Consider the following 22,710-nt stretch of genomic DNA (forward strand, 5'->3'; position numbering starts at 1 on the left):
ATGTCCGGTGACGTGGTCACCCTTTTCCGAATTTCTTGTCGATGTAGTCGAAGATGTCGTCGTCCGCGACCGAGTCGACTGTGTGCGGGACGGTGTCGCCCAGCACCTCGGCACGGGTCTCCCGCCAGGTGGAGAGCAGGGACTGCAGTCGTTCCGTGATGCCGTCCAGCGCGGCGTCGTCCATGTCCGTCCCGGCGATCGCGTCGGGGGTGAAGGCGGACAGGGCGGACTCCAGTTTCCCGATGTCGGCCAGGAGAGGGACGGCCGGTGCCGCGAGCGCGGGTGCGAGTTCCGCGAGCAGGTGGCGGGCCACGGCGGCCGGGGTCGGAAAGTCGAATACCAGGGTGGCGGGGAGCCGTTGGCCGGTGGCGGCGTTCAGGCGGTTGCGCAGTTCGACGGCGGTCAGGGAGTCGAAGCCGGACTCCTTGAAGCTCTGGCCGGGGCCGACCTCCTCCGGTCCGCTGTGGCCGAGGACGGTGGCGACATGGGTCCGTACCACGTCCAGGACCAGGCGCTCGCGCTCCTTGTCGGGCGTTGCCTCAAGGCGTTCGCGGAGGGTGCCGGTGCCGGTCGGGGTCTGCTCGGGCAGCGGCAGGGCGGGGCCGCGGACCAGGTCGCGCAGGATCGCGGGGATCGGGGTTCCGGCGGCCTGGGCCTGGCGGCGCAGGGTGCCCGGTTCGAGTCGGGTCGGCACCAGTGCGGCTTCGGTCCGCTGGAGGGCGGTGTCGAACAGGGCGAGGCCGAACTCGGCGGGCATCGGGGCGACTCCGCCACGTGCCATGCGGGTGCGGTCCACTTCGTCCAGGCGTCCGCCCATGCCGTCGCTCTGCGCCCACAGACCCCAGGCCAGTGAGGTCGCGGGCAGCCCTTGGGCCGCGCGGTGCCGGGCGAAGGCGTCCAGGAAGGCGTTGGCGGCGGCGTAGTTGGCCATGCCGGGGCTGCCGAGCGTGCCGGAGAAGGATGAGTAGAGGACGAAAGCCGCCAGGTGCAGATCGCGGGTCAGCTCGTGCAGGTTGAGCACCGCGTCGACCTTCGGGCGCAGCACCCGGTCCAGCCCGTCCGGGGTCAGCGTGTCGATCACGCCGTCCTCGGTGACACCGGCCGTGTGGATCACGGCGGTGAGCGGGTGGGCGGTGGGGATGCCGCTGAGCAGGCGTCCGAGTGCGTCGCGGTCGGCGATGTCGCAGGCGGTCAGGGTGACCTGGGCGCCGAGTTCGCCCAGCTCGGCGCTCAGTTCGGGCATGCCGTCGCCGGCCGGGCCGCGTCGGCTGGCCAGGACCAGGTGGCGGACTTTGTGCTCGCTCACCAAGTGGCGGGCGAGCAGCTTCCCGAGGCCCCCCGTGGCGCCGGTGATCAGGACGGTGCCGTCCGGGTCGAGCGGGGCGGGCGTGGCGGTTCCGGCCGGGGTTCCCGCTTCGGCGGTGTTCGCCCGGCTCAGCCTGGGCACCAGCGTCCTGCCCGCGCGCAGGGCGAGTTGGGTCTCGTCCTGGGCCGGGTCGAGAGCGACCGCGAGGGCGCGCGGGAGGGCCCGGTGGGAGTCCGGGTGGCCGTCGGTGTCGATCAGCACGAACCGGTCGGGGTGCTCCGACTGCGCCGAGCGCGCCAGGCCCCACACGGGCGCTCCCACCAGCCCGGGCACGTCGTCGCCCGGGGCGGTGGAGACGGCCGCGCTGGTCAGCAGCACCAGCCGGGAGTCGGCGAGGCGGGGGTCGGCCAGCCAGGTCTGCAGCAGTTCCAGGGCCCGGCGGGTGGTCGTACGGGCCGCTTCGGCTCGGTCCGTGACGCCGGCCGGGTGGGCCGGGATCGCGGCGACGACGACCGGGGGGACCGGGGTGCCGGTCTCGTGAGCCGCGGTGAGGGCGGCCAGGTCGGGGTGGGTGGCGAGGGTCGTGCCGGTCGTGCGGAGCGCGTCGGTCAGGGCGGCGTCGGGCTCGCCGAGGAGGGCCAGGGTGTGCGGGCCCGTGCCTGGTCGCGGGTGCGCGGGTAGTGCCTTCCAGTCGAGCCGGAGGAGCGCGTCGCCGGTCGCGGCGTCCGGAAGCTCGGCCTGGGAGACGGGCCGGGAGATCACCGCGTCGACCTCGGCCACCGGGGTTCCGTCGGCGTCCGCCACGCGCACCGACAGGGTGTCGGGGCCGTCCGTGCCGAGGGTGACCCGCAGCGGGCCGGTCGTGCCGGGCGTGTGCACGCGGATGCCGCGCCAGGAGAACGGGCGGCTCGCCCGCAGCTCGCCCTCCGGGGCGCCGGTGAGCGCGACGGCGGCGGCTGCCTGGAGGGCCGCGTCGAGCAGGACGGGGTGCAGGGTGAAGCCGTCGGGCCGGATGGCGTCGGGCAGTTCGACCTCGGCGTGGATCTCCGCGCGGGCCGCTGGGTCGGACGTGTCAGCGGGGGTGCTTCGCCAGACGGCGCGCAGGCCTTGGAAGGCGGACCCGTAGACCACGCCGGTGTCGGCCAGTCGCTCGTGGAAGCCGTCGAGAGCCACCGGTTCGGCCCCGGCCGGTGGCCAGACGCCGCCCGCGGTGCCGGGCCGTGGCCCGGAACCGGTGGTGAGCAGGGTGCCTTCGGCGTGCCGGGCCCACGGGGTGTGGGGGTCGGCTCCGTCGGGCCGGGAGTGCAGCGCCAGGGCCCGACGTCCGGACTCGTCCGGGGCGGCCACGGTCAGCCGCAGCACGACGGCGCCCTGCTCGGGCACCAACAGTGGCGCCTCCAGGGTGAGTTCCTCCACCAGTTCGCAGTCGGCCTGGCGGCCGGCGCGCAGCGCCAGTTCCACGAACGCCGTGCCGGGCAGCAGCACGGAGCCCAGCACCAGGTGGTCCGCCAGCCAGGGATGCGTGTCCAGGGAGAGCCGACCGGTGAACACCAGCCCGTCGGAGTCGGGCAGTTCGAGGGCGGCGCCCAGCAGCGGGTGGCCAGTGGCGCCGAGACCGACCCCGGCCACGTCGCCCGAGGTGGCCGGGGCGGCCTGCGGCCAGTAGCGCCGACGCCGGAACGCGTAGGTCGGCAGGTCGACGCGCCGGCCGGGCCGCCCCGCGAACACCGCGTCCCAGTCCGGGGTGGCGCCCTGCACCTGGGCCTCGGCCAGCGACCGCAGGAAACGGTCGGTGCCGCCCTCGTCCCGGCGCAGGGAGCCGACCGCGCGGGCGTCGCAGCCAAGCGCGTCGAAGCTGTCCTGGAGTCCGACCGTCAGCACGGGATGCGGGCTGGCCTCGACGAACAGGGCGAAGTCCGCGTCCACGAGCCGCCTGGTGGCCTCGTCGAGGCGAACCGGCTGCCGCAGGTTGGTGTACCAGTACTCGGCGTCGAGCCGTTCGGTGTCCAGCCAGTCGCCGGTGACCGTCGACAGGAAGGGCACCTCCCCGGAGCGCGGGCTGATCGGGGCCAGCTCGGCGAGCAGTTCCTCGCGGATGGCCTCGACCTGGGCGGAGTGGGAGGCGTAGTCCACGGGTATCCGGCGGGCCCGGATCTCCTCGGCGGCGCAGTCGGCCATCAGCCGGTCCAGCGCGTCCGGTTCGCCGGAGACGACGACCGAGCCGGGGCCGTTGACCGCGGCGATGGACACCCGGCCGCCGAATGGCTCCAGGCGTGCGGTCAGCTCGTCCAGCGGCAGCGCGACGGAGACCATGCCGCCTCGGCCGGTCAGCGCGCCGAGCGCCTTGCTGCGCAGCGTCACGACCCGGGCCGCGTCCGGCAGGGACAGGGCGCCCGCGACGCAGGCGGCGGCGATCTCGCCCTGGGAGTGGCCGACGACCGCGGCGGGGTGTACGCCATGGGCCCGCCACAGCTCGGCCAGCGAGACCATGACGGCGAACAGCAGTGGCTGCACGACGTCCACCCGCTCCAGCGGGGGCGCGCCGGGCGCGCCGCGCAGCACGTCGTACGGCGACCAGTCGACGTACGCCTCGACGGCGCGGGCGCAGGCGGCGAACCGCTCTTCGAACAGCGGGGAGGCGTCGAGGAGTTCCGTCGCCATGCGGGCCCACTGGGAGCCCTGGCCGGGGAACACGAACACGGTCCGGCCCTCGGCGGCGACGGTTCCCTCGACGACGGCGGGGTCGCTGTCGCCCTGGGCCAGGGCGGTCAGGGCCCGGCGGAAGCCGTCCCGGTCGGCGGCGAGCAGCACCGCCCGGTGCGCGAACGCGGCGCGGGAGGTGGCCAGGGCGTACCCGATGTCGGCGGGGTCGGCCTCCGGGTGGGCGTCCAGGTGGGCGCGCAGCCGGGCGGCCTGCTCGCGCAGCGCGTCGGGGGTCTTCGCCGACAGGGGCCACGGCAGGGCCGTGCCGTCGGGCCGTACGTCGGGGTCGGGCACCGCGGGCTCGGGGCCTGTGGGCGCCTGCTCGACGATGACGTGGGCGTTGGTGCCACTGACACCGAAGGAGGAGACACCCGCGCGGCGAGGCCGCTCGCCCTCGGGCCACGGCACACTCTGCCTCAGCAGCGCCACCCCGCCAGACGACCACTCCACATGCGCGGACGGCTCATCGACATGCAACGTACGCGGCAGCTCACCATGGAGCATCGCCATCACCATCTTGATCACACCGGCCACACCGGCGGCCGCCTGCGTGTGCCCGATGTTCGACTTCACCGAACCCAGCCACAGGGGCTGTTCGCGGTCCTGCCCGTAGGTGGCGAGGAGGGCCTGCGCTTCGATCGGGTCACCCAACGTCGTCCCCGTACCGTGCGCCTCCACCGCATCCACCTCGGCCGCCGTCAGCCGGGCGTTCGCCAGCGCCTGCCGGATCACCCGCTGCTGCGACGGACCATTCGGCGCCGTCAACCCATTCGACGCACCATCCTGATTCACCGCACTCCCCCGCAGCACGGCCAACACCGGATGCCCATGGCGCTCCGCGTCGGACAGCCGCTCCACGAGGAGCACACCGACGCCCTCGCCCCAGCCGGTGCCGTCCGCCGCGTCCGCGAAGGCCTTGCAACGGCCGTCCGGAGCCAAACCGCGCTGCCGGGAGAACTCGATGAAGGCCCCGGGGGTGCTCATCACGGAGACGCCGCCGGCCAGCGCCAGGGAGCACTCCCCCGAACGCAGGGCCTGGGCCGCCAGGTGCAGCGCCACCAGCGAGGAGGAGCACGCGGTATCGACGGTCACCGCCGGGCCCTCGAAGCCGAAGGTGTAGGCGAGCCGTCCGGACACCACGCTGGCCGAGTTGCCGGTGGCGAGGTATCCCGCCAGGTCCTCGGCGGAGTTCAGCAGCAGGGAGGCGTAGTCCTGGCCGTTGGTTCCGACATAGACGCCGGTCCGGCTGCCGTGGAGGGCGTCGGGGTCGATGCCCGCCCGTTCGAAGACCTCCCAGGAGGTCTCCATCAGCAGCCGCTGCTGCGGGTCCATGGCGAGGGCCTCACGCGGACTGATGCCGAAGAACCCGGCGTCGAAGTCGGCCGCGTCGTGCAAGAATCCGCCTTCGCGGACGTACGAGGTCCCGGGCCGGTCGGGGTCCGGGTCGTACAGCTTGGCCAGGTCCCAGCCTCGGTCGGCGGGGAAGTCCCCGATCGCGTCGGCGCCGTCTCGCAGCAGGCCCCACAGCTGCTCCGGCGAGTTCGCGCCGCCGGGGAACCGGCAGCTCATCGCCACGATGGCCAGCGGTTCGTCGTGCGCTCCCGGGGCGCCCGCCCCGGTCTCTTCCGTCCGCACGTCGCCGAGGAGTTCGGCGGTCAGGTGGACGGCCAGGTCGCGCGGGGTGGGGTGGTCGAAGACCAGGGTCGCGGGCAGGGGCAGTCCGGTGGCGGCGGTCAGCGCGTTGCGCAGTTCGAGCGCGCTCAGCGAGTCGAAGCCCAGCTCGCGGAAGGCGGTGCGCGCCGGTACGGCGCCCTGGGCCCGGTGTCCGAGCACGGCGGCCACCTGGTCGAGGACCAGTTCCCGTACGAGGCGCGGCCGTTCGTCGGTGGGCAGGGCCATCAGCCGCCGTACGAGGTCGTCGGTGCCTCCGGCCGGGGTCCGGGCCGTCGCCCCGCCATCCCGGCGCATCTCGGGGAGGTCGGCCAGCAGCGTGTGCTGCCGGGGGTGGGCCAGATGGGCCGTGAACCGGTCCCAGTCGATGTCCGCGACGACGCTCCCGGCCGTGTCCTGCTGCCAGCAGCGGGCCAGGGCGGCGAGCGCGGCCTCGGGGTCCATGGGGGTCACGCCGCCACGGGCGAGGTGGTGGGCGGTGTCCTCGGACTCGGCCATTCCGGCGTCCGCCCAGGCGCCCCAGGCGATGGATACGGCGGGCAGTCCGTCGGCCCGGCGCTGCTCGGCGAGAGCGTCCAGACAGGCGTTGGCGGCCGCGTAGTTGGCCTGGCCAGCGCTGCCGACGACACCGGCCAGGGAGGAGAACAGCACGAACGCCGACAGGTCCATGTCGCGGGTCAGGCGGTGCAGGTTCCGGGCGCCGTCGGCCTTGGCGCGCAGTACGGCGGTGAACCGGTCGGGCGTGAGCCCGTCGAGGACCCCGTCGTCGAGGACGCCGGCCGCGTGGACGACGGCGGTCAGCGGCCGGTCGGCCGGGATGGCCGCCAGGACCTCGGCGAGTTCGTCGGGGGCGGCGACGTCGCAGGCCGCGATGGTGGCCTCGGTGCCGAGTCCGGCCAGTTCGTCGCGGAGTGCGGCCGCGCCCTCGGCCGTCGGGCCTCGGCGGCCGATGAGGAGCAGGTGTTCGGCGCCGTGGCGGGCCAGCCAGCGGGCGGTCCGGGCGCCCAGCGCGCCGGTGCCGCCGGTGACCAGGACGGTGCCGGACAGGCGTGGCGCCGTCGCGGGCCCGGCCGGGCGGGGCTCGCGGACCAGGCGTCGTACGAACACGCCCGCGGCCCGCACGGCCAGTTCGCTCTCGTCGCCGGTGCCCGCGAGCAGGCCGGTGAGGCGGGAGGCGGATCGTTCGTCGAGGTGTTCCGGAAGGTCGACGAGGCCGCCCCAGCGGTCCGGGTGCTCCAGCGCCGCGACGCGGCCCAGGCCCCAGATCCGGGCCTGGGCCGGGTGCGCGGGGCGATCGGAGCGGTTCACGGAGACCGCGCCGCTCGTCAGGCACCACAGGGGTGCGGGCACGCCCGCGTCGCCCAGTGCCTGGATCAGTTCGACGGTGAGCAGAGCGCCGCGCTCGTCGTCGGCGGCGAGCAGCGAGAGCACGCCGTCGACCGGCTCGCGGTGGCCGGCCAGCCGTCCGGCGAGTTCGGTACGGCCGCCCGCGCCCGCCTCGACGACGTCCACGCGAGCGCCGTGAGCGCGCAGGGCGTCCGTGGCGGCGGTGGCCCACTGCCGCGCGGGCACGGTCTCGGTGTCGGTCTGGGTCTGGGTCTGGGTCTGGGTCTGGGTCTCGGGGACGATCGCCAGCCAGCGTCCGGTGAGCGGCGGGGCGGCGGGGTGGGTGGTGGGCCGCCAGGTGACGCGGTAGCGCCAGGAGTCCGCGGTGGAGCGCGCACGGTGGCGCTGCCGCCAGGAGGACAGGGCGGGCAGCACGTCGCTGAGCGAGGTCCGCCGGTCCTCGCCGACCTCGAGGGCGTCGGCCACCGCCGTCACGTCGGTGCGCTCGACGGCGTCCCAGAACGCGGCGTCCGCCGGGTCCGCGGCGGGCTCCGGGGTGGAGGGCGCCGGGGCCTGCGGCCAGTACCGTTCGTGCTGGAAGGCGTAGGTGGGCAGTACCACCTCTCGTGCGTCCCGGCCGGTGAAGAAGCGGGCCCAGTCCACGGGCACGCCCCGGGTGTGCGCGCCGGACAGCGCGGCGACCAGGGTGTGGGCCTCTGGGCGGCCCTCCCGCAGGAGGGGCAGGGTCACGGTCTCGGGGCGGTCGGCCGGGGCGTCCTCGTCCAGCGTCTCCCGCGCCATGGCGGACAGCACGCCGTCGGGGCCCAGCTCGATCAGGGTGGTGACGCCCTGCCCGGCCAGGGCGCGGACCGTGTCGGCGAATCGGACCGGCCTGCGCACCTGGCGTACCCAGTAGTCGGGCGAGCACAGGTCCTCGGCCGTGGCGGGCTCGCCCGTCACGGCGGACATCAGCCCGATCCTCGGCGGGTGGAACGTCAGGCCCGCCGCGACCTCGCGGTACTCGGCCAGCATGGGTTCCATGCGCGGGGAGTGGAAGGCGTGCGACACCGCCAGCCGCCGGGTCTTGCGGCCCTGCCGGGCGAGATCGGCGGCGATCTCCAGGACGACGTCCTCGTCGCCCGAGACGACCGTGGCGGCCGGACCGTTGACGGCGGCGACCGACGCCCGGTCGGTCCGCCCGGCCAGCGCGGCGGCGACCTCGTCCTCGGTGGCCTGGACGGCGACCATCGCACCGCCGGCGGGCAGCGCCTGCATCAGGCGGCCGCGGGCGGCGACCAGCGCGCAGGCGTCGTCCAGGGACAGCACACCCGCCACGTGGGCGGCGGACAGTTCGCCGATGGAGTGGCCCACCAGCCGGTCCGGGGTGACGCCCCAGGACTCCAGCAGCCGGTACAGGGCGACTTCCAGCGCGAACAGGGCCGCCTGGGTGTAGTAGGTCTGGTCGAGGGCGGTCGCGTCGGCGAACAGGACCTCCTTCAGCGGACGCTCCAGCAGCCCCTCGAAGCGCGCGCACACCGCGTCGAGGGCCTGCGCGAACACCGGGAAGACGGCGTACAGTTCACGCCCCGTTCCGACGCGCTGGGCTCCCTGCCCGGTGAACAGGAAGCCCACCCGGCCGCGACCGCCCGCCACGCCCCGCAGCAGGCCGGGCCCGGTGCGTCCGGCGGCCAGCGCGGCGAGCCCGGCGATCAGGTCGTCGCGGTCGTCGCCGACGATCGCCGCCCGGTGCTCCAGGGCCGTGCGCGTCACCGCCAGGGACAGGCCGATGTCGGCGGGGCGGGCGTCGGGGTGGGTCCGCAGATGGGCGTGGAGCTTCTGTGCCTGGGCGCCGAGCGCCGTCTCGGTACGGGCCGAGAGCAGCCACGGCAGCGGCGCCGCCGGGCCGTCCGCGTCCGCGGCGACGGCGGGCGCGGAGGCCGGGTCGTCGGGGGCCTGCTCCAGGACCAGGTGGGCGTTGGTGCCGCTGATACCGAAGGAGGAGACGCCCGTGCGGCGCGGCCGGTCGAGGGCCGGCCATTCCCGGGCCTCGGTCAGGATCTCCACGGCCCCGGCGGACCAGTCCACCTGCCGCGTCGGCTCGTCCACGTGCAGAGTGGGCGGCAGCACGCCGTGCCGCATCGCCAGCACCATCTTGATGACCCCGGCGACACCGGCGGCGGCCTGGGTGTGCCCGATGTTGGACTTGACGGTTCCCAGCCACAACGGCCGGTCCTCCGGCCGGTCCTGGCCGTACGCCGCGAGCAGGGCCTGCGCCTCGATGGGGTCGCCGAGAGTGGTGCCGGTGCCGTGCGCCTCCACCGCGTCCACGTCGGCCGACGTCAGGCGTGCGCTGCTCAGGGCTTGGCGGATGACGCGCTGCTGCGCGGGGCCGTTGGGCGCGGTCAGCCCGTTGGACGCGCCGTCCTGGTTGACGGCGCTGCCCTTGACGATGGCCAGCACCTGGTGGCCGTTGCGCCGGGCGTCGGACAGCCGCTCCACGAGCAGCAGGCCCACGCCCTCCGCGAGGCCGGTGCCGTCGGCGCCGTCCGCGAACGCCTTGACGCGTCCGTCGGGGGCGAGGCCGCGCTGCCGGGAGAACTCCACGAAGGTGGAGGGCGTGGCCATCACGGTGACACCGCCGGCCAGCGCCAGTTCGCACTCGCCCTGCCGCAGCGCCTGGGCGGCCAGATGCAACGCCACCAGCGAGGACGAACAGGCCGTGTCGACGGTCACCGCCGGGCCCTCAAGACCGAAGGTGTAGGCGACCCGGCCGGAGGCCACGCTGATCGAGTTGCCGGTGCCGAGATAGCCCTCGTCGCCGTCGACGGCGGCGGCGATCTGCGTGTCGTAGCCCTGGTGCATGGCGCCGGCGAAGACGCCGGTCCGGCTGCCCTTCAGGGTGGCCGTGTCGATGCCGGCGCGTTCGAAGGTCTCCCAGGCGGTTTCCAGGAGGAGCCGCTGCTGCGGGTCCATGATGCCCGCCTCGCGCGGCGAGATGCCGAACAGCGCGGAGTCGAAGTCCCCGGCGTCGTAGAGGAATCCGCCACCGGAGGTGGAAGAGGTGCCGGGCGTGTCGGGGTCGGCGTCGCGCAGGAGCCGCTCCAGGTCCCAGCCGCGGTCGGCTGGGAATTCGCCGGTGCCCTCCGCGCCGCTGGCGACCAGCTGCCACAGGTCCTCCGGGGACCGCACGCCGCCGGGGAAACGGCAGGCCATGGCCACGATGGCGATCGGCTCGCCGGAGCCCGTCACGGCCACCGGCCCGGTGGTCTCCTCGGCGGCGCCGAGCAGTTCGGCGTCCAGGTGCCGTGCCAGGCCGCGCGGGCTGGGGTGGTCGAAGGCCAGCGTGGGAGGCAGCCGCAGGCCGGTGGCGGTGCTGAGCCGGTTGCGGAGTTCCACCGCGGTCAGCGAGTCGAAGCCGAGGTCCTTGAACGCCTGGTCGGGCTCGATGGCCGCCGGAGAGACATGGCCGAGGACCGCCGCCACATGGGTGTGGACCACGTCCTCCAGGGCGCGTGCGCGTTCGGCCGGGGACAGTCCGGCCAGCCGCCGGACGGCCTCCGGCAAGGTGCCGTCCGGCTGGGCGGCGCGGGCCGAGAGGGGGCGGACCGGACGGGGCAGCAGTGCGCGCAGCAGATGCGGCGGTTCCCCGGCGGCGGGCAGGCGGGCCGGGTCCAGGTGCATCGGCGCGAGGACGGGGTCGCCCCACGCGCCGGCCATATCGAACAGCGCCATGCCCTCAGCGGCGGTGAGCGGGGCCATGCCCCGGCGCCGGATGCGGGCGAGGTCGGCGTCGTCGAGGCGGCCGGCCATGTCGGAGCCGTCTTCGTCCCACAGGCCCCAGGCCAGCGACCGGGCCGGAAGTCCGGCCGCCCGGCGGTGCTCGGCGAGCGCGTCCAGGGCGCTGTTCGCGGCGGCGTAGCCCGCCTGACCGGCGGCGCCCAGCAGGCCTGCGGCGGAGGAGAACAGCACGAACGCCGACAGGTCCAGGTCGCGGGTCAGCTCGTGCAGATGCCAGGCCCCGTCCGTCTTGGGACGCAGGACGCCGGTCAGCCGCTCGGGGGTGAGGGAGGACAGGACGCCGTCGTCGAGGACGCCCGCGGCGTGCACCACGCCGGTCAGCGGTCGCTCGGCCGGTATCCCGGCCAGCACCTCGGCCAGCGCCTCCCGGTCCGCCACGTCCACGGCGGCGACCTGCACGGAGGCGCCCAGCGCGGTCAGTTCGGCCATCAGTTCCGCCGCCCCCGGCGCGGCCTCGCCCCGCCGGCTCGTCAGCAGCAGTCCGCGTACGCCGTGCTCGGCCACCAGGTGCCGGGCCACCAACTTGCCGAGTGCGCCGGTGCCGCCGGTGATGAGGACGGTGCCGTCGGCGGGGAAGGCGGGGCGGGTGGTGGGGGCTGCCGGTGCGGTGGCGCGGGTGAGGCGGGCGGCGAAGGCGGTGCCGGTGCGTACGGCGAGCTGCGGCTCACCGGTGGCGATCGCGGCCGGGACCGCGCCGGGCGACGCGGCGTGCTCGTCGAGGTCCAGCAGGACGAACCGGTCCGGGTGCTCGGCCTGCGCGGAGCGCGCCAGGCCCCACACGGCGGCGGCCGCCGCATCCGGCACGGTGTCCCCGGGTCCGGCGTTCACCGCGCCACGGGTCACGATGACCAGCCGCGACGCCGCCGTACGCGCGTCCTCGGTCCAGGACCGCAGCAGGGCGAGGGCCCACTGCGCGGCCCGGTGGACGGCTTCGGCACCCGTGCCGCAGTCCGGCACCGGCGCCAGCACCACATCCGGAGCGGGGTCGGCGGCGCCCGTACCGTCGTAGGACCGTACGGGGACGCCCAGTTGCTCCGTCAGCCCGAAGCGGTCGTCCAGCACCGCGTACGAGGCGGCCTCCCGCTCGTTCGACGGAGGCCGGGCCGGTGCCCACTCCACGCGGAACATGGAGCCCCGCAGCGGGTCGTGGGCGGCGCCCAGCGTCTCCGGGGCCACCGGGCGCAGCGTCAGCGACTCCACCGTGGCCACGGGCGCGCCGGTGAGATCGCTGGCCGTGAGCGAGACGGTGTCCGCGCCGATCCGGGTCAGCCGTACCCGCAGCGCCGACGCCCCGCCGGTGTGCAGGCTCACACCCGTCCAGGAGAACGGCAGCCGCACCCCGGCGGCGGCGGGGTCGTCGTGGTCCGTCAGGAGGCCGGCGGCGCCGATGGCGTGCAGGGCGGCGTCCAGGAGTGCGGGGTGCAGCCCGTAGCGCTCGGCGTCGGCCTCGGTGTGCTCGGGCAGTGCCACGTCGGCGGCCAGGCCGTCGCCGTCCCGCCAGAGAGCGCGCAGCCCCTGGAAGAGCGGGCCGTACTCCAGGCCGGTGTCTGCCAGGCGCGGGTACAGGTCTTCGAGGGGTATCGGTCGTGCGCCCGCCGGGGGCCAGGTGGCCGGGCCGTCTTGGACCGGTGCCGCGCTGTCGGCGAGGACGCCGTCCGCGTGCAGGGTCCACGGCTCGTCGGTGGCGGCGCCCGCGCGACGGGCGTGCACGCTCAGCCGTCGGTGTCCGTCCGCGTCGGGTGCGCCGACCAGCAGCTGGAGGTCGACCGGGGCGGATTCGGCGAGCGGCAGCGGGGCGTGCAGCGTCAGTTCCGCCACCCGGCCGCAGCCGACCTGGTCGCCCGCGTTGACCGCCAGTTCCACGAAGGCGGTACCGGGCAGCAGGACCGCGCCCGCGACGGCGTGGTGGGCGAGCCAGGGGTGGGTGGACAGCGACAGCCGCCCGGTCAGCAGGAAGCCGTTGCCGTCGGCCAGGGTGACCGCCGCGCCCAGCAGCGGGTGGTCGGCCGAGCCGAGACCGAGACCGGCGGTGTCGCCCGGACGGCCGGACCCCCGGAGCCAGAAGTGCTCCCGCTGGAAGGCGTAGGTGGGCAGTTCCACTCGCCGCGGGTCACGGCCGGCGAACACCGGCCGCCAGTCGACGCCGACGCCCTGAGTGTGGGCCTCCGCGAGGGAGACGAGGAAGCGTTCGAGGCCGCCCTCGCCTCGGCGCAGGGTGCCCAGAGCGAAGGCCGCGCCGTCGATGCCGGACAGCACTTCCTGCATCCCCATGGTCAGCACGGGGTGCGGGCTCACCTCGATGAACACGGCGCGGCGGCGCTGCGACAGGGTGCGTACCGCTTCCTCGAAGCGGACCGTGCGGCGCAGGTTGCGGTACCAGTAGGCGGCGTCGAGTGCGGCGGTGTCGATGGGTTCGCCGGTCACCGTGGAGCACAGCGTCACCTCGGCGGTGCGCGGCGCGATCGGCGCCAGGGCCGCGAGCAGCCGCTCCTCGATGGCCTCCACGTGGGCGGAGTGGGAGGCGTAGTCGACGGAGACACGGCGGGCCCGGATCTCCTGGGCCGCGCACTCGGCGAGCAGTTCGTCAAGGGCCTGGGTGTCGCCGGAGACGACGACGGAGGCGGGGCCGTTGATCGCGGCGACGGACAGCCGGTCCGCCCAGCGGGTGAGCCGCTGTTCCAGTTCGGCGACGGGCAGCGCCACGGACACCATGCCGCCCTTGCCGGAGAGTTCGGTCAGAGCCTGGCTGCGCAGGGTGACCACCCGGGCGGCGTCCTCCAGGGTGAGCGCACCGGCCACCACGGCGGCGGCGATCTCGCCCTGGGAGTGGCCGACCACCGCGGTGGGCTTGACCCAGTGGGCCTCCCAGAGGGCGGCCAGGGACACCATCACCGCGAACAGCACCGGCTGGACCACGTCGACCCGGTCCAGGGACGGTGCGCCGGGCACGTCGCGCACGACGTCGAGCGGCGACCAGTCGGTGAAGGGTTCCAGGGCGGCCGCGCACTCGCGCATCCGTGCCGCGAACACCTCGGAGGTGTCGAGCAGTTCGATGGCCATACCGGCCCATTGGGAACCCTGTCCGGGGAAGACGAAGACGATGTCGTCGGCGCCGCCGGTGGCCGCACCGCGCACCACCCCGGCCGGCTCGGTGCCCGCGGCGAGGCTGTCGAGTCCGGCGAGCAGCCGTTCGCGGTCGCTGCCGACGACGACGGCTCGATGCTCGAAGAGGGCACGGGTGGTGGCGAGGGAGTGGCCGATGTCGGCCGGGCGCAGCGCGGGGTGGTCCCGTAGATGTGCCGCGAGCCGGGTGGCCTGCTCGGACAGGGCAGCCGGGGTGCGGGCGGACAGGACCCAGGGCAGCGCGCCGTCTGAGTCACCCTCGGGAGCGGAGCCCTCGGGAGCGGTGTGATCGGGAGCGGCGTGTTCGGGAGCGGCGTGCTCGGGAGCGGCGTGCTCGGGAGCGGCGTGCTCGGGAGCGGCGTGCTCGGCGGGCTCCGGCTGCTCCAGGATCACATGGGCGTTGGTGCCGCTCACTCCGAAGGAGGACACGGCGGCACGGCGCGGGGCGCCGGTGCGAGGCCAGGGCGTGTTCTCGGTGAGGAGTTCGACGGCCCCGGCCGTCCAGTCCACCTGGGGGGTGGGTTCGTCCACGTGCAGGGTGCGCGGCAGCACGCCGTGCCGCATCGCCAGCACCATCTTGATGACCCCGGCGACACCGGCGGCCGCCTGGGTGTGCCCGATGTTGGACTTGACGGAGCCCAGCCACAGCGGCTGCCCGTCCCGCCGCTGCCCGCCGTAGGTGGCGAGCAGGGCCTGCGCTTCGATCGGGTCGCCCAGCGTCGTTCCGGTGCCGTGCGCCTCGACGGCGTCCACGTCGGCGGGGGTCAGCCGGGCGTTGCTCAGCGCCTGCTGGATGGCCCGCTGCTGGGCGGGCCCGTTGGGTGCGGTGAGCCTGCTGCTGGCGCCGTCCTGGTTGACGGCGCTGCCGCGCACGACGGCGAGCACCGGGTGTCCGTTGCGCCGGGCGTCGGAGAGCCGCTCCAGCAGGAGCATGCCGACGCCCTCGCCCCAGCCGGTGCCGTCGGCGGCGGCGGCGAACGGTTTGCACCGTCCGTCGGGCGCCAGTCCGCGCTGCCGGGAGAACTCCAGGAAGGTGGCCGGTGAGGACATCACGGTGACGCCGCTGGCCAGGGCGAGGGAGCATTCGCCCTCGCGCAGCGCCTGGGCGGCCAGGTGCAGGGCCACCAGCGACGAGGAGCAGGCGGTGTCGACGGTGACGGCCGGCCCTTCCAGGCCGAGCGTGTAGGCGACGCGGCCGGAGGCGATGCTGCCCGCGCTGCCCTGGCTGAGGTAGCCCTCGAACTCCTCGGGAACGTCGTGCAGCCGGGCGAGGTAGTCGTGGTACATGACGCCCGCGAAGATGCCGGTGCGGCTGCCGCGCATGGTCTTCGGGTCGATGCCGGCGTGTTCGAACGCCTCCCAGGAACTTTCCAGCAGCAGCCGCTGCTGCGGGTCCATGGCCACCGCCTCGCGCGGCGAGATGCCGAAGAACGCGGCGTCGAAGCGGGCGGCGTCGTGCAGGAAGCCGGCCTCGCGGACGTAGGAGGTGCCGGGGTGGTCCGGGTCGGGGTCGAACAGTCCGTCCAGGTCCCAGCCACGGTCGTCCGGGAAGCCGGAGACGGCGTCCGTGCCGGAGTCGACGAGACGCCACAGGTCCTCCGGAGACCGCACGCCTCCGGGGTACCGGCAGCTCATTCCCACGATCGCGATGAGCTCCGGCTCGTGGGACTCGGCCTCGCGCAGCCGCTGCCGCGTCTCGTGCAGCTCGGCGATGGCTCGCTTGAGGTAGTCCCGAAGCTTCTGCTCATTCTCCACTTGACGTTGGCTCCTCATGGCGTGCGGAAAGCGTGGGGTTTCGTTCACCTGGCGACTCATGAGAGGCCGAGGTCTTTGTCGACCAAGTCGAAGAGTTCGTCGTCGGTCGACGATGCGAGCCGGTCGGCCAGGCTGACGGCACCGGCCGCCGGTCCGGGGTCCGGATGCGCGTCGCTACGGCCGCCGCCCAACTTGGCCAGCAGGCTCTCCAGCCGCAGCGCGACCCGGGCGCGCTGGTCCTGGTCGTCGGCGAGCCCGGCGAGGGCCGCTTCGATGTGGTCGAGTTCCGCGTCGACCGACGGCGCGGCGGCCGGGGCCGGCGCGAGCAGGGCCCGCAGGTGGCGGGCCAGTTCGAGCGGTGCCGGATAGTCGAAGAGCAGCGTGGCGGGCAGGTGGAGCCCGGTGAGCGAGGCGAGCCGGGTGCGCAGTTCCACGGCGGTCAGCGAGTCGAAGCCGGACTCCATGAATCCGCGTTCGGGGTCGAAGACGCCGGGGGCGCGGTGACCGAGGACCGTCTCGGTCTCCTCGCGCACCCACTGGAGCACGGCGCGCTCCTGCTCACTCTCCGACAGCCCGGCCAGCTGCTCGACAAGTCCACTCGGTGCCGCCGGACCGTCGTGCGTGGCCGGGCGGGCGGGCGCGGGCAGCAGGCCCCGCAGCAGGGCTGGTACGGCGCCGCCCCGGGCAGCCTGGTTCCGCATTCCGGTCAGGTCCAGCCGGGCCGGTACGGGCACGGGCTCGTCGGCGGCGTGCGCGAGGTCGAACAGGGCCAGGCCCTCCGCCGGGGACAGCGGGGACATGCCCAGCCGTTGGACCCGCGCGAGGTCCGCCTCGTCGAGGCCACCGGCCATGCCGGTGTCGTCCTGCTCCCACAGTCCCCAGGCCAGCGAGGTCGCGGGCAGGCCCTGGTGGCGCCGGTGGTGGGCGAGCGCGTCCAGGAAGGAGTTGGCCGCGGCGTATCCGGCCTGGCCCGCGCCGCCGAAGACCCCGGCGGAGGAGGAGAACAGGACGAACGCCGACAGGTCCAGGTCACGGGTCAGCTCGTGCAGATGCCACGCCGCGTCCGCCTTGGGCCGCGACACTTCGGCCAGCCGGTCCGGTGTCAGCGAGGCCACCACGCCGTCGTCCAGCACGCCAGCGGTGTGCACTACGGCGGTCAGCGGACGCTCGGCGGGGATCTCCGCGAGAAGGCGTGCGAGGGCGTCCCGGTCCGCGGTGTCCGCCGCGGCAATCCGCACCGACGCACCGGCGGCGGCGAGTTCGGTCACCAGCTCCGCCGCACCGGGCGCGGCCTCGCCCCGCCGACTGGCCAACAGCAGGCTGCGGACGCCGTGTTCGGCCACCAGATGCCGGGCCACCAGCTTCCCCAGCGCCCCGGTCCCGCCAGTGATCAGCACGGTTCCGGCTCCGTCCCAGCCCCGACCGCCCGGCTCCGCGCCGGTCATACGCTCCAGCCTCGGCACATACGCGGTCCCGGCACGCAGTGCGACCTGCGGCTCACCGCTGACGGCACAGGCCGTCAACTGCCGCCGGGAAGCCTCGTCCTCATCGATGTCCAGCAGCACGAACCGGTCCGGATGCTCCGACTGCGCGGAGCGCACCAGCCCCCAGACCGCCGCCTGCACCGGGTCCGGCGCCCCCTCGCCCGGCACCCCCGTGCCCACCGCGCCCCGCGTCACCAGCACCAGCCGCGCCCCGGTCGTGCGCTCTTCGGCCAGCCATCGCTGTACGACGGCCAGCGCGCTGCTGGTGGCCGCGGCGACCGCGCCCGGGGTGTCCTGCCCCTCGCTCCCCGGGCCCGAGCTGTCGAAGAACACCAGCTCGGCCCCTTCCTCGAGGGCGTCCCGCAGGCTCTCCGGGTGGGCGGACACGGCGACACCGCCCGCTCGCAGCCCGTCGGCGAGTCCCAGGCTGTCCGGGCCCACCACGGCGCACGCGGCCGGTCGTACGGTGCTCACGGGGGCCGCCACGGTCCAGTCGAGCCGGAACAGCGCGTCCCGGTGGCCGCCGCGGGCCGCCCTGAGCTGTTCCCCGGTCACCGGGCGCAGCGTCAGCGACGCCACGCTCGCCACCGGAAGCCCGTTGCGGTCGGCGACGTCCAGTGCCAGCACGTCGTTCTCCGCGACCGACAGCCGCACCCTCAGGGCGCTGGCGCCAGCGGAATGCAGCCGGATCCCGGACCAGGCGTACGGCAGCCGCGCGCGGTCCACGCCATCTGCGTCGTCCGCGCCGTCCGCGCCGTCCGCAGTCAGCCCGAGCGTGTGCAGGGCCGCGTCCAGCAGGGCCGGATGCAACGCGAACGCCTCGGCACCTGCCGTGGCATCGTCCGCCGACTCGATCTCCGCGAACAACTGGTCGCCCAGCCGCCAGGCGGCCCGCAGCCCCTGGAACGCCGGACCGTATCCGAACCCGGCTCGCGCGGCACGGTCGTAGAAGGTGTCGGCCGCCAGCGGCGTCGCCCCCGCCGGAGGCCATACGCGCAGCTCGGCGGGCGGGACCGCGCTGCCGGTGACGGGAACCAGCACGCCGGTCGCGTGCCGGGTCCACACCTGCTCGTCCGTCGCCCGCTCCGGCGTCGCGTGGACGCTGAACTCGCGCCGTCCGTCCTCGCCCGGCCCGCTCACCAGCAGCTGGAACCGTACGCCGCCCCGCTCCGGCAGGATCAGCGGCGCTTGGAGGGTCAGTTCCGCGACCTCGTCACAACCGCAGGCGTCGGCCGCCCGTACGGCCAGCTCCACGAACGCCGTGCCCGGCAGCAGCACTGAGCCCATCACTGCGTGTTCCGCGAGCCACGGATGCGTCTCAAGCGACAGTCGGCCGGTGAACAACAGCTGGCCTGTGTCCGGCAGTTCCACCGCCGCACCCAGCAGCGGATGGTCCGCTGTGCCCAGACCGGCAAGTTCCACGTCCGGCGCGGGTCGGCCACGGCCAAGCCAGTAGCGTTCGCGCTGGAAGGCGTAGGTGGGCAGCTCGACCGCCCTGGCGCCGCGCCCGGCGAAGAACGCCGCCCAGTCGACGGGAACTCCACGGACATACGCCTGGGCGACAGCGGATGTCAGGGCCTGCGTCTCCGGGCGGTCCTTGCGCAGGGCGGGCACGAAAGCGGCGTCGGTGCTCTCCCGGCCCATCGCGGACAGGACGCCGTCCGGGCCCAGCTCGATCAGGGTCCGTACGCCCAGCTCGTCCAGGGACCTGAGCCCGTCCGCGAAACGGACCGCCTCACGGACATGCCGCACCCAGTACTCCGGAGAACACAACTCCTCGGCGGTGGCCATCCCACCGGTCAAGTTCGAGACAAGAGGGATGCGCGGCGCATCGTAGGACAGCTTCTCGGCCACCTGACGGAACTCCGCCAGCATCGGCTCCATACGCGGGGAATGGAAGGCGTGCGAGACCGTCAGACGCTTGGTCTTGCGCCCCTGCTCGGCGAACCGCTCGGCCATCTCACGTACGACGTCCTCGTCGCCGGACATCACCACGGAGGTGGGCCCGTTGACGGCGGCGATCGATACCGTGTCCAGGCCGGTCAGCGCCTCGGCGACCTCGGCCTCGCTCGCCTGCACCGCTACCATCGCGCCCCCGGAGGGCAGCGCCTGCATCAAACGACCACGCGCCGCCACCAACGTGCACGCGTCCTCCAGCGACCACACCCCCGCCACATACGCGGCAGCCAACTCACCGATCGAATGCCCCAACAGGACATCCGGCGTCACACCCCAGGACTCCAGAAGCCGGAACAACGCCACTTCCACAGCGAACAAACCCGCCTGCGTGTAAACCGTCTGATCGAGCGCGGCCGCGTCCTCGAAGACGACCTCCCGCAACGACCGGTTCAACTCCGCGTCCGACCGCGCACACACCGCGTCGAACGCCTCCGCGAACACTGGGAACGCCGCATACAGCTCCCGGCCCATCCCGACCCGCTGCGCCCCCTGCCCCGTGAACAGGAACCCGACCCGACCAGCCTCACCGGCCGAGCCACGTACGAGCCCCGGCGCGCCCTCGGCCAACGCGGCCAGCCCAGCGAGGAGTTCGTCCCGGTCCCCGGAGACGACGGCCGCCCGGTGTTCCAGCGCCGCCCGCGTCGTGGCCAGCGACAGGGCGATGTCGGCCGGTGCCGCCTCCGGGCGGGAACGCACATGCTCGGCCAGGCGCCGGGCCTGGGCCCGCAGGGCCGCATCCGTGCGTCCGGACAGCACGCAGGGCACGACCGGGGAGTCGACGTTCACCGTCTCCGCCGAGTCGACCGGTTCGTCCTGCGGGACCTGTTCCAGGACCACGTGCGCGTTGGTGCCGCTGAGCCCGAAGGAGGACACCCCGGCCCGCCGCGCGTGCCCGGTCACCGGCCACTCCCGCGCCTCGGCCAGCAGCTCCACCTCACCCGCAGACCAGTCCACCTGCTGTGAGGGCTGATCCACGTGCAGGGTCCGCGGCAGCACACCGTGCCGCATCGCCATCACCATCTTGATCACACCGGCCACACCCGCGGCCGCCTGCGTATGCCCGAGATTCGACTTCACCGAACCCAGCCACAGGGGCTGTTCGCGTTCCTGCCCGTAGGTGGCGAGGAGCGCCTGCGCCTCGATCGGGTCACCCAGCCGGGTCCCCGTACCGTGCGCCTCCACCGCGTCCACCTCGGCCGAGGTGAGCCCGGCGCTGGCGAGCGCCTGACGGATCACCCGCTGCTGCGACGGACCATTCGGCGCCGTCAACCCATTCGACGCGCCATCCTGGTTCACGGCACTCCCTCGCACCACCGCCAACACCCGGTGACCGTTGCGACGGGCATCCGACAGCCGCTCCAGCAGCAGCATGCCCGCGCCCTCGCCCCAGGCAGTGCCGTCCGCCGCGTCCGCGAAGGACTTGCAACGGCCGTCGGCGGCGAGCCCGCGCTGGCGCGAGAACTCCACGAAGGTGTTCGGCGTGGACATCACGGAGACGCCACCGGCCAGCGCGAGCGTGCACTCCCCCTGTCGGAGGGCCTGCGCGGCGAGGTGCAGGGCGACCAGCGAGGACGAGCAGGCGGTGTCCACGGTCATGGCCGCGCCTTCCAGCCCGAAGGAGTAGGCGACACGCCCCGAAGCGATGCTGCCCGCGTTGCCCGAGCCCAGGTAGCCGTCGACGCCCTCGGGGACGGTGCCGGTCTGGGAGGCGTAGTCCTGGTACATGATTCCGGCGAAGACACCGGTACGGCTGCCCTTGAGGGTGCCGGGGTCGATGCCCGCCCGCTCGAACGCCTCCCAGGAAGTCTCCAGGAGCAGCCGGTGCTGCGGGTCCATCGCCAGCGCCTCGCTGGGGACGATGCCGAAGAAGCCGGGGTCGAACAGGGCCGCGTCGTAAAGGAAGCCGCCGTCGCGCGCATACGAGGTACCGGGATTGTCCGGGCTGGGGTCGTACAGGTTCTCCAGGTCCCAGCCCCGGTCCGTGGGGAACCCACCGATGCCGTCACCGCCAGCGGCCACCAGCCGCCACAGGTCTTCCGGTGACAGGACGCCGCCGGGGTAGCGGCAGGCCATGCCGACGATCGCGATCGGCTCGTCGGCCCCGGCCACCGTCGTCGCCGAGGTGTCCTGCGCGTCGTCCTCGCCCAGCAGCTCGGCCCGGAGGCGGTCGGCGAGCGCGGCCGGGGTCGGGTGGTCGAAGATCAGGGTCGCGGGCAGCTGGAGGCCCGTGGCCGTGTTGAGGCGGTTGCGGAGTTCCACGGCGGTCAGCGAGTCGAAACCCAGCTCGCCGAAGGCCCGCGAGGCGTCGACCTGTTCCCCGGAGGCGTGGCCGAGCACGGCCGCGACCTCGGTACGGACCAGCTCCAGCAGCGTACGGGTGCGGTCGGCCTCCGCCAGGGCACGCAGCCGTGCCTGCGGGGAGAGCGCGCCACCGCCGGTTCCCGCCCGCCTCCTGACCGGCCTGCGGACCAGGCCGCGCAGCGGCGCGGGGACCGCCGCGGCCGGTTCCGCGGGCAGCGCGGAGGTGTCCAGGAGCAGCGGTACGAGGACGGGCTCACCGGTCTGGCACGCGGCGTCGAACAGGGCCATGCCCTGCTCGGCGGACAACGGGTTCAGCCCCGAGCGCCGCAGCCGCTCCAGGTCCTCGGCGCCGAGCGTTCCCGCCATACCGTCCGGCTGCTCCCACAGGCCCCAGGCCAGGGACCGGGCGGGCAGCCCGGCGGCGTGGCGGTGCGCGGCCAGCGCGTCCAGGAAGGCGTTCGCGGCGGCGTAGTTGGCCTGTCCGGGGCCGCCGAGCACTCCTGCGGCGGAGGAGAACAGCACGAACGCGGACAGGTCGAGGTGCCGGGTCAGCGTGTGCAGATGCCACGCGCCGTCGGCCTTCGCGCGCAGGACGCGTGAGACGCGCTCCGGCGTCAGCGCCTCCAGCACGCCGTCGTCGAGGACACCGGCTGTGTGCACCACGGCGCGCAGCGGATGCTCCGCCGCCACCTCCGCCAGGGTCGTCGCGAGCGCGTCCCGGTCGGCGACGTCGCAGGCGGCCACGGTCACCCGTGCGCCCCGCCCGGTCAGCTCGTCGCGCAGCTCGGCGGCGCCTGGCGCCGCCAGCCCCCGGCGGCTGGTCAGCAGCAGGTGCCGTACGCCGTGTTCGGCCACGAGATGCCGGGCCACCAGGGCGCCGAGCGCGCCCGTACCCCCGGTGACGAGCACCGTGCCCTCGGCGTCCCACACCGGTGTGGTGGCCGGGGCCGAGGAGACCTCTCGGGTGAGCCGTGGCACGCGTACGACACCGGACCGCACCGCGACCTGCGGCTCACCGGCGGCGAGCACCGCCGCCAGCGCTGTCGCCGTACCGGAGGCCGGGGCCGCGTCGAGGTCGGCCAGGAAGAACCGCTCCGGCTGCTCGGACTGCGCCGAACGCACCAGTCCCCACGCGGCGGCAGCGGCAGGGTCGGGCACGTCCTCGCCCGCCTCGACGGCCACCGCGCCACGGGTGACCAGGACCAGACGGGAGCTGGCGAACCGCTCCCGCGACAGCCACTCCCGCACCAGCTCCAGCGTCCATCGAGCAGTCTGGTGCACCGG

The 22,710-nt window shown here is 74.6% G+C and carries 2 protein-coding genes (1 of these 2 cut by a window edge); both read right to left on the reverse strand.

Features of this window, described 5'->3' with window-relative positions:
* Nucleotides 1-16 precede the first annotated feature (16 nt).
* Entirely contained in the window at nucleotides 17-15,742 is a 15,726-nt protein-coding gene (locus ACWC5C_RS32190; protein ID WP_450881195.1) for a type I polyketide synthase, read from the reverse strand.
* Nucleotides 15,739-22,710, reverse strand: the final stretch of a protein-coding gene (locus ACWC5C_RS32195) for a type I polyketide synthase (RefSeq protein ID WP_450881261.1). The gene runs 9,147 nt beyond the window's last position; 6,972 of the gene's 16,119 nt are visible here — the last part of the coding sequence; its start codon lies off the right edge, out of view; the stop codon is at nucleotides 15,739-15,741. The genes ACWC5C_RS32190 and ACWC5C_RS32195 overlap by 4 nt, the downstream gene beginning before the upstream one ends.

This window comes from Streptomyces sp. NPDC001700 (assembly GCF_053596435.1).